This window comes from Streptomyces sp. UNOB3_S3 (assembly GCF_020740895.1).
GTDB lineage: Bacteria > Actinomycetota > Actinomycetes > Streptomycetales > Streptomycetaceae > Streptomyces.
Genome location: NZ_JAILXP010000275.1, coordinates 1 through 9,764 on the forward strand (window position 1 = coordinate 1; position 9,764 = coordinate 9,764).

General features: G+C 70.5%; 8 protein-coding genes, 1 pseudogene and 1 riboswitch. All 9 genes and pseudogenes read left to right on the forward strand.

Annotation, left to right across the window (positions count from 1 at the left end):
* Nucleotides 1-66: 66 nt before the first annotated feature.
* The gene (locus K6I33_RS25305; protein ID WP_229356836.1) at nt 67-1,323 is read left to right on the forward strand and encodes a cytochrome P450; all 1,257 of its coding nucleotides are present in this window, start codon (nt 67-69) and stop codon (nt 1,321-1,323) included.
* A gap of 169 nt (nt 1,324-1,492) precedes the next feature.
* Nucleotides 1,493-2,512 (forward strand): transglycosylase family protein, encoded by a 1,020-nt coding sequence (locus tag K6I33_RS36085; protein ID WP_308297293.1) that lies wholly within the window; start codon nt 1,493-1,495, stop codon nt 2,510-2,512.
* 259 nt (nt 2,513-2,771) lie between these two features.
* Nucleotides 2,772-2,954, forward strand: a riboswitch (cyclic di-AMP (ydaO/yuaA leader).
* 4 nt (nt 2,955-2,958) lie between these two features.
* The gene (locus tag K6I33_RS25320) at nt 2,959-3,708 is read left to right on the forward strand and encodes a transglycosylase family protein (RefSeq protein ID WP_229356837.1); all 750 of its coding nucleotides are present in this window, start codon (nt 2,959-2,961) and stop codon (nt 3,706-3,708) included.
* A 276-nt stretch (nt 3,709-3,984) separates the two neighbouring features.
* Entirely contained in the window at nt 3,985-5,265 is a 1,281-nt protein-coding gene (gene eno, locus K6I33_RS25325; RefSeq protein ID WP_229356838.1) for a phosphopyruvate hydratase, read from the forward strand.
* Nucleotides 5,266-5,380: 115 nt separating this feature from the next.
* Entirely contained in the window at nt 5,381-5,851 is a 471-nt protein-coding gene (locus K6I33_RS25330; protein ID WP_229356839.1) for a septum formation initiator family protein, read from the forward strand.
* 70 nt (nt 5,852-5,921) lie between these two features.
* Nucleotides 5,922-6,458 carry a DUF501 domain-containing protein gene (locus K6I33_RS25335; protein ID WP_229356840.1) on the forward strand — a complete coding sequence of 179 codons (537 nt, stop codon included), beginning with the start codon at nt 5,922-5,924 and terminating at the stop codon, nt 6,456-6,458.
* Complete coding sequence (locus K6I33_RS25340; RefSeq protein ID WP_308297294.1) at nt 6,455-7,396, forward strand: Ppx/GppA phosphatase family protein; 942 nt, start codon at nt 6,455-6,457, stop codon at nt 7,394-7,396. Before K6I33_RS25335 ends, K6I33_RS25340 begins: the two co-directional genes overlap by 4 nt.
* Nucleotides 7,397-7,818: 422 nt before the next feature.
* Nucleotides 7,819-9,195, forward strand: coding sequence for an NAD(P)/FAD-dependent oxidoreductase (locus K6I33_RS25345; RefSeq protein ID WP_229356841.1), 1,377 nt, complete (start codon nt 7,819-7,821; stop codon nt 9,193-9,195).
* Between the two features lie 198 nt (nt 9,196-9,393).
* Nucleotides 9,394-9,764 (forward strand): annotated as a pseudogene (locus K6I33_RS25350) (SAM-dependent methyltransferase); the annotation flags it as partial.

The following is a 9,764-nucleotide window of genomic DNA, read 5'->3' on the forward strand; positions in this document are numbered from 1 at the left end:
CCACTAGGGGCGGCGGCGGGCACCACCAGGGGCGCCCCCATGGCGCCGGGTAGGTAGCGTCGGGGCGTGCACGAGAATCACACGCCCCCCGCCCCACCCCTCTTCACCTGGGAGTTCGCCTCCGACCCCTACCCGGCGTACGCCTGGCTGCGCGAGCACGCGCCGGTGCACCGCACCGAGCTGCCCAGCGGCGTCGAGGCCTGGCTGGTCACCCGCTACGCCGACGCCCGGCAGGCGCTCGCCGACCAGCGGCTGTCGAAGAATCCCGTGCACCACTCCGAGAGCGCCCACGGCAAGGGGAAGGTGGGCATCCCCGGCGAGCGCAGCGCCAATCTGATGACGCACCTGCTCAACATCGACCCGCCGGACCACACCCGGCTGCGCCGGCTGGTGTCGAAGGCGTTCACCCCGCGCCGGGTCGCGGAGTTCGCGCCCCGCGTCCAGGAGCTCACCGACCAGTTCATCGACGGCTTCGTGGAGAAGGGGGAGGCCGACCTCATCCATGAGTTCGCCTTCCCCCTCCCCATCTACGCCATCTGCGACATGCTCGGCGTCCCGCGCGAGGACCAGGACGACTTCCGGGACTGGGCGGGAATGATGATCCGCCACGGCGGCGGGCCGCGCGGCGGAGTGGCCCGCTCCGTCAAGCGGATGCGGACGTACCTCGCGGAGCTGATCCACCGGAAGCGGGAGGACCCCGGAGAGGACCTCATCTCCGGTCTCATCCGGGCGAGCGACCACGGCGAGCACCTCACGGAGAACGAGGCCGCGGCGATGGCCTTCATCCTCTTGTTCGCCGGTTTTGAAACAACTGTGAACCTGATCGGTAACGGAACCTACGCGCTGCTGCGCCACCCGGAGCAGCGCGCCCGGCTTCAGCGCGCCCTCGCCGAGGGCGACGAGAGCCTCCTCGCCACCGGCGTCGAGGAGCTGCTGCGCTACGACGGCCCGGTGGAGCTGGCGACCTGGCGGTTCGCCACCCAGGACCTGGTGCTGGGCGGGCAGCGCATCGCCGAGGGCGATCCCGTACTGGTCGTCCTGGCCGCCGCCGACCGCGATCCCGGGCGTTTCACCGACCCCGACACCCTGGATCTGGCCCGGCGCGACAACCAGCATCTGGGCTACGGGCACGGCATCCACTACTGCCTCGGCGCGCCCCTCGCCCGCCTGGAAGGACAGACCGCGATCGCGACGCTGCTGCGCAGGCTGCCCGATCTGTCCCTCGCCGCCGAACCCGAGGACCTGCGCTGGCGCGGCGGCCTGATCATGCGTGGATTGCGCACTTTGCCCGTGGAGTTCACGCCCAAAAGCCGCGTCGCATGACGCTCGGTCAAACGGCGTTTATCGGGGCGTGACCTCCGCTACACCGGCTTGTGACTCCGGGAAGGCCTCGCTATGGTCTGCGACCAATCGAAAAGCCGCCTATGCGAGAGGCCCGCAGATGCTCTCAGGAACCGGTAGACATCGCCGTCCCCGTCAGGTACCCGCCATCGTGGTCGCGGCGGGGGTGACGGCCTCCAGCGCGGCACTTCCGCTGCTGGCGACCGGATCCGCCGTCGCCGCCGACGCGGGCACCTGGGACAAGGTCGCCCAGTGCGAGAGCGGAGGGATGTGGAGCGCCAACAACGGCAACGGCCTCCACGGCGGCCTCCAGCTCACCCAGCAGATGTGGGAGCAGCACGGCGGCATCGCGTACGCGCCGCGCCCCGACCTGGCCAGCCGGTCCCAGCAGATAGCCGTGGCCGAGCGGATCCTCAAGGCGGAGGGCGCCGACACCTGGCGGAGCTGCGCGGCGAGTTCGGGCCTGGCCCGCCAGGCGGACCAGGGCGAGGACAAGGAGCCCGAGGTGGACCCGGGCGACGGTTCGTACTCCGCCGCGCCGGAGCCGAGCCGCCCCCGTACGCCCGGTCGCGGTAACCAGCCCGCGCCCGAGCGCACGTCGCCCGCGCCGTCCGCCCCGTCCTCCGGGTCGCCCAAGCCGACGCCCGGCTCGTCCGGTTCGCCCACGCCGGGCTCCTCCGGCACCCCGTCCGCTTCCACGAGCCCGTCCCCGGACGCCTCCTCCGGCAAGCACCGCAAGGACCCCTCAGGGCAGCCGACGACGGGTACGGGCACCGGCGCGTCGGCCGATCCGACGTCCATCCCGACCGCCCCGGTCGGCACCCCCTCGAACACCCCGGCGAACACGCCCTCAGGCACCCTTGGAACGGGAACTTCGCCTTCCGCTTCACCGCTTCCCGGGGATGCCGACGCGACCTCCGGAACGGGCCGGCACCGTGGGGACCCGTCGCGCTCCGACGATGCTCAGCGGCCCTCCCGGGGCGGCGAGGGCCGTACGGACCTGCCCGCTGCGAACGACTACACCGTGCGGCCCGGTGACAACCTGTCAGCGATCGCCGAGCAACATTCGGTCGCCGGAGGCTGGCAGACGCTGTATCAGAAGAACGAAAAAGCAGTCGGTTCTGATCCGGACCTTATCCGCCCTGGTCAGAAGCTTGATATCAAGCAGTAGCGCTCCGGTTCGAGGCGAATGTCTGTTCCGGTCGAAAGTGAGACATGGGTCTCGTTGACTGACCGTCGGATGCCTTGAATCCGATTTGCTCGAATGGCCTCTCACCTGCGGAAACGTGAGGTTTCTGGGGCCAACTCAGGCCATCGGTGGCTGAAAAGTGGGGTTTGAACCCGTCGGCCGCCTGTGATTACCGTCGTCACCGCTCGCCACCGCGAGCACCACGGCCGCACGCCGAATCCTGCCGGCGGCCGGGGGAGTCGTCGCGCAAGCGCCGTAGGCAGGAGCGGGGGAACCAAGGTAAGTCGCCGGAACGGTCCCAAGGCCCATGGCCGAAGGAGCGGAACGGCTCGGGGTGAAGCCCGGAACGCGAAAGCGCACCGGGCCGGGCGAACTCACAGCCCGAACCCGACAGCTCACCTCGTAGGCGTCGGTGAGGAAACCGACTTATGTCCAAGGGCAAGCACCGTCGTCCGTCCAAGGCCGTCCGCATCGTCACGCTCGCCGGTGTCACCGGCGCGGCTGTCGCAGCCCCTCTGATGGTCGCGACCTCCGCCAACGCCGCCTCCGTCTCCACGTGGGACAAGGTCGCCCAGTGCGAGTCCACCGGGAACTGGCACATCAACAACGGCAATGGCTACTACGGTGGTCTCCAGTTCAGCAACGAGTCCTGGGCCGCCGCGGGCGGCAAGCAGTACGCCCCGCGTGCCGACCTGGCCAGCAAGTCCCAGCAGATCGCCACCGCCGAGCGCCTGCTCGCCATGCAGGGCCCGGGCGCCTGGGGCTGCGCCGCCGAGGGCGGCCTGACCCGTGGTGGCCCCAAGGCCAACGTCGACACGGACGACTCCGACGGCTACGTCGCGAAGAAGTCCACGAAGTCCGCCTCCGGCGCCTACGGCAAGGCCCAGTCCCACGCCGACCGCAGCAAGCGCGAGGCCGCGCCGCAGGGCAAGCACAGCAGCAAGCCCGTCCAGCAGTCGGACGACTCCGACGACGAGGCCCCGGCGCCGAAGCAGACCGCCCCGCGGACCGTCCAGAAGGGCGACGGCGAGTACCAGGTGAAGCAGGGCGACACCCTCGCCACCATCGCCGCGTCCCAGAAGGTCCAGGGCGGCTGGCAGAAGCTGCACGAGCTCAACAAGAAGATCGTGCCCGACGCCGATGTGATCTTCCCGGGCCAGCAGCTCCACCTGCGCTGAGCGAAGGCCGGCCGGAGTCATCGAACGAAGGCCCCGGCCGGCCGAGCGACCGCCCCGCTCCGATGCGACCTCCCCCCGAGCCGCATCGGAGCGGGGCTCCGCTCGTTCTGCCGGTCGGTCCCGCGTCCCCGTTGAGCGAACACACCGACGATTCGTCCGGTGTTCTCGGCGTTTGTGCCAATTTTCAGCCCGGGGAGCGGGCCAAGGGCGGGCGCAGGCTCCGGGGCCCGTTAGGCTCGTGGTGCAGAACTCCAGACACACACGAAGGAGACCCTCGTGCCGTCCATCGACGTCGTCGTAGCTCGCGAGATCCTCGACTCGCGAGGCAACCCCACGGTCGAGGTCGAGGTCGGCCTCGACGACGGCTCCACGGGCCGTGCCGCCGTGCCGTCCGGCGCCTCCACCGGTGCCTTCGAGGCCATCGAGCTCCGTGACGGCGACCCCAAGCGCTACCTCGGCAAGGGTGTCGAGAAGGCCGTCCTCGCCGTCATCGAGCAGATCGGCCCGGAGCTCGTCGGCTACGACGCCACCGAGCAGCGCCTGATCGACCAGGCCATGTTCGACCTGGACGCCACCGACAACAAGGGCTCCCTGGGCGCCAACGCCATCCTGGGCGTCTCCCTGGCCGTCGCGCACGCCGCCTCCGAGGCGTCCGACCTGCCGCTCTTCCGCTACCTCGGCGGCCCGAACGCGCACCTGCTGCCCGTTCCGATGATGAACATCCTGAACGGCGGCTCGCACGCCGACTCCAACGTGGACATCCAGGAGTTCATGATCGCGCCGATCGGCGCGGAGTCCTTCTCCGAGGCCCTGCGCTGGGGCACCGAGGTCTACCACACCCTCAAGAAGGTGCTGAAGGGCCGCGGCCTGTCCACCGGCCTCGGCGACGAGGGCGGCTTCGCCCCGAACCTGGGCTCCAACCGCGAGGCCCTCGACCTCATCCTCGAGGCCATCAAGGAGGCCGGCTACACCCCCGGCCAGGACATCGCGCTCGCCCTGGACGTGGCCGCCTCCGAGTTCTACAAGGACGGCGTCTACAAGTTCGAGGGCAAGGACCGCACCGCCGCCGAGATGACCGAGTACTACGCGGAGCTCGTCGCCGCGTACCCGCTCGTCTCCATCGAGGACCCGCTGTTCGAGGACGACTGGGCCGGCTGGAACACCATCACCGAGAAGCTCGGCGACAAGGTCCAGCTCGTCGGTGACGACCTGTTCGTCACCAACCCCGAGCGCCTCGCCCGCGGCATCGAGGAGAACTCCGCCAACGCCCTGCTGGTCAAGGTCAACCAGATCGGCTCGCTGACCGAGACCCTCGACGCCGTCGAGCTGGCCCAGCGCAACGGCTTCAAGTGCATGATGTCCCACCGCTCCGGCGAGACCGAGGACGTCACCATCGCCGACCTGGCCGTCGCCACCAACTGCGGCCAGATCAAGACCGGCGCCCCGGCCCGCTCCGAGCGCGTCGCCAAGTACAACCAGCTCCTGCGCATCGAGGAGATCCTCGACGACGCCGCGGTCTACGCCGGCCGCAGCGCCTTCCCGCGCTTCAAGGGCTGAGCCCAAAAGGCACAGCAAGGCTGACCTTCTCGCCAGTCTCCGTACGTCCCCGGCCGCGGTCCCGTACCGTGTCCGGGGACGTACGTTCGTAACGGACTTCTCCAGGGGAGGCGACGTGGGCGCGGACCGGTTCTCCACCGCGACCAGGCTCAAGGCGCTGGGCACGGCGCTGGTCCAGGGCCCGACCGCGGCCCGGGTCTACCGCGCCCGCCCGCAGCGCCGCTCCCGGCTCACCGGCCGCGCGGCGCTGCTCGCGCTCGTCGTCTGCTCGCTCGTCGTCGCCCTCGCCTACCCCATGCGCCAGTGGGTCACCCAGCGCTCGGACATCGCCGACCAGCGGCACCGGACGGAGCAGGCGCGCGAGGAGGTCAAGCGGCTGCACGAGGAGAAGGCCCGGCTGGAGGACCCGGCGTACGTGGAACAGCTGGCGCGCGAGCACCTCCACTTCGTCCGCCCCGGCGAGACCGGGTACACCGTGGTGGACGGCAGCGCCGACGGCGGCCGCCACAAGGACCAGGGCGCCGCCGACCGCCCCTGGTACAGCAATCTCTTCGACGACGTGGACGTCTCCGACGGCCACCGCTGACACGCCGGCCCGGCGGATCCCCACCCCGCACACCTATTACGCACACGACCGATCGAGCACGAGCGAGCACATGGACACGCCTCCTCCGAAGACCGAGCCCACCGAGCCGACGGACGCGGACATCGCCGCGTTCAAGGAGCAGCTGGGCCGCCCGCCGCGCGGACTGCGCTCCATCGCGCACCGCTGCCCCTGCGGCAACCCCGACGTGGTCGAGACGGCCCCGCGCCTGGAGGACGGCACGCCGTTCCCCACCCTCTACTACCTGACCTGCCCCCGCGCCGCGTCCGCGATCGGCACTCTCGAGGGCTCGGGCCTGATGAAGGAGATGCAGGACCGGCTGGCGACCGACCCGGAGCTGGCCGCCGCCTACCGGGCCGCCCACGAGGACTACATCGCGCGCCGTGACGCCATCGAGGTCCTGCAGGGCTTCCCCAGCGCCGGCGGCATGCCCGACCGCGTGAAGTGCCTCCACGTCCTCGTCGGCCACTCGCTGGCGGCCGGCCCGGGCGTGAACCCCTTCGGCGACGAGGCCATCGCCCTGCTGCCCGAGTGGTGGAGCAAGGGCCCGTGCGTGAGCCCGTGCTCCGGCGAGGAGGGCTGCGCGTGACCCGTGTCGCCGCCGTCGACTGCGGTACCAACTCCATCCGGCTGCTGGTGGCCGACGCCGACCCGGCCACGGGCGAACTGAATGAGCTCGACCGCCGGATGACGATCGTCCGCCTCGGCCAGGGGGTGGACCGCACGGGCCGCTTCGCGCCGGAGGCGCTGGAGCGCACCTTCGCCGCCTGCCGCGAGTACGCGAAGGTCATCCAGGAGCTCAAGGCCGAGCGGGTGCGCTTCGTGGCCACGTCCGCCTCCCGGGACGTCTCCAACCGCGAGGAGTTCGTGCGCGGCGTCGTGGACATCCTGGGCGTGGAGCCCGAGGTGATCAGCGGCGACCAGGAGGCCGAGTTCTCCTTCACCGGGGCCACCAAGGAGCTCGTGGGCCGCGCCGACCTGGCGAAGCCCTTCCTCGTCGTGGACATCGGCGGCGGCTCGACCGAGTTCGTCGTGGGCGAGGAGCACGTCCGGGCCGCGCGCAGCGTGGACGTGGGCTGCGTACGGATGACGGAGCGTCATCTCGTGACGGACGGCGTGGTGTCCGACCCGCCGGCCGCCGACCGGATCGCCGCCATACGGGCCGACGTCGAGGCCGCCCTGGACCTCGCCGGGCGGACCGTCCCGCTGACCGACGCCCATACGCTCGTGGGCCTGGCCGGTTCCGTCACCACCGTCGCGGGCATCGCCCTCGGCCTGGCGGAGTACGAGTCCGCCGCCATCCACCACGCGCGTATCTCCCTGGACCAGGTCCAGGAGATCACCGCCCGCCTGCTCGCCTCCACCCACGAGGAGCGCGCCGCGATCCCGGTGCTCCACCCCGGCCGCGTCGACGTGATCGCCGCGGGCGCGCTGATCCTCCAGTGCGTGATGGAGCGCGTGGGGGCCGAGGAGGTCGTGGTGAGCGAGCACGACATCCTTGACGGCATCGCGTGGAGCGTCGCGTAGGCGTCGTGCAGGGCGCGTAGCGGGAACGCCCGGAGCGTGCCTTAAGGGGCGTACCGGACGTGCCGTGGACAGGCCGCCGGGAAATGTTCGTGAAATCCTTCACATGAAAAAGCGGCCCCGGAGCGTCGGAAGAGGGCCTTCGGCCCCTCTTTCGGGCCCTCCGGGGCCTTGGCGGTGGGAAACCATCCGGTTTCGGCCGTGTTAAAGGAAGCCTTATGCGAGGCCGGGGCGGGTGGTGGTCCAGTCGCTCCGAGCGCCCCAAGGCCAGTTCAGCGGGGGTGTTCAACGCCCGTCAGGCTGTTGCGGTTCCCTTGCGGAGGTATGGCGTCCATCACGGGGGCGGCGGAGTGTAGCAGACCCCCTTTCGTGCCTTGTGAAGGGGCTCACGAGCACCCCATGGGAGAGTGCTGGATACTCGAATCATGAGCACCACGGAGCGTCCACGGATCCTCGTAGTAGGCGGTGGGTACGTCGGCCTGTACGCGGCGCGCCGCATCCTGAAGAAGATGCGGTACGCGGAGGCGACCGTCACGGTCGTCGACCCGCGCTCGTACATGACGTACCAGCCCTTCCTCCCTGAAGCAGCCGCCGGCAGCATCTCGCCGCGCCACGTCGTGGTGCCGCTGCGCCGCGTGCTGCCCAAGGCGGAGGTTCTCACCGGCCGTGTCACCACGATCGACCAGGACCGCAAGGTGGCCACGATCGCGCCGCTCGTCGGCGAGGCGTACGAGCTGCCCTTCGACTACCTGGTGATCGCGCTCGGCGCCGTCTCCCGTACCTTCCCGATCCCCGGCCTTGCCGAGAACGGCATCGGCATGAAGGGCATCGAGGAGTCCATCGGCCTGCGCAACCACGTTCTCGAGCAGCTCGACAAGGCCGACTCGACGAAGGACGAGGAGATCCGCCGCAAGGCGCTGACCTTCGTCTTCATCGGTGGTGGCTTCGCCGGCGCCGAGACGATCGGCGAGGTCGAGGACATGGCGCGCGACGCCGCCAAGTACTACCCGAACGTGAAGCGCGAGGACATGCGCTTCATCCTCGTCGACGCCGCCGACAAGATCCTCCCGGAGGTCGGCCCCAAGCTCGGCGAGTACGGCAAGAAGCACCTGGAGAGCCGCGGCGTCGAGATCTACCTCTCGACCTCCATGGACTCCTGCGTCGACGGTCACGTCGTGCTGAAGAACGGCCTCGAGGTCGACGCCAACACGATCGTGTGGACCGCGGGCGTCAAGCCCAACCCGGCACTGGCCCGCTTCGGCCTGCCGCTGGGCCCGCGCGGCCACGTCGACACCTCCGAGACCCTCCAGGTCCAGGGCACCGACTACATCTGGGCCGCCGGCGACAACGCCCAGGTCCCGGACGTCGTCGGCCGCAAGGCCGGCAACGAGAACGCCTGGTGCCCGCCCAACGCCCAGCACGCGCTGCGCCAGGCCAAGGTCCTCGGCGACAACGTCCTGTCCGGCATGCGCGGCTTCCCGCAGAAGACGTACTCGCACGCCAACAAGGGCGCGGTGGCCGGTCTCGGCCTCCACAAGGGCGTCGCGATGATCGTCATGGGCAAGACCAAGATCAAGCTCAAGGGCCGTCTGGCCTGGTACATGCACCGTGGCTACCACGGCATGGCCATGCCGACCTGGAACCGCAAGATCCGTATCTTCGCGGACTGGACCCTGGGCATGTTCCTCAAGCGCGAGGTCGTCTCCCTGCGCGCCATGGAGAACCCGCGCGAGGAGTTCTACGAGGCCGCCAAGCCGGCCCCGCAGGCCCCCGCCAAGACCGAGAAGGCCAAGGCCTCCTGACCTACGGTCACAGCTGAACAGCGGTCGAAGGGCGTCCACCAATCCGTGGGGTGGACGCCCTTCGGCGTACCCGGGCGCCCTTCGGCGTACCCGACGGGGGCGGGCCCCTCGCGCGGGGAAGGACTAGAGCACGACCTGTTGGTGTTTCAGGTGTCAGGCGAAACGATCTGCTGACCCTTCATCATGGAGGTGTGCGACATGGCCGAGGCCGCTCGACGGCTCACCGCACTCGCGGAGCGCGCCCTGGGCGCCCCGCTCCCGGTCCGGGTCCGGGCCTGGGACCGCAGCGAGTCGGGCCCGCCCGGCACCCCCGTACTGATCGTCCGGCGCCGGCGCGCCCTGCGCCGGCTGCTGTGGAAGCCCGGTGAGCTCGGCCTGGCCCGCGCCTGGGTCGCCGGGGACCTCGACGTCGAGGGCGACCTCTACGAGGCCCTCGGCCTCCTCGCCGGGTTCTTCTGGGAGCGCGACGAGGACGCCGCCCGCCCCACCGGCCCCATGGCCGTCCTCAAGGCCGTGCGCGACCCGGAGCTCCGTTCCGTCGGCCGTGAGCTGCTGAGGCTCACCGGGCC

Excerpts from the sequence above, each read along its gene's own strand:
- K6I33_RS25335 (WP_229356840.1), top strand. The coding sequence starts at position 5,922 with ATGGACACGCCTCCTCCGAAGACCGAGCCCACCGAGCCGACGGACGCG.
- K6I33_RS25345 (WP_229356841.1), top strand. The coding sequence starts at position 7,819 with ATGAGCACCACGGAGCGTCCACGGATCCTCGTAGTAGGCGGTGGGTAC.
- K6I33_RS25320 (WP_229356837.1), top strand. The coding sequence starts at position 2,959 with ATGTCCAAGGGCAAGCACCGTCGTCCGTCCAAGGCCGTCCGCATCGTC.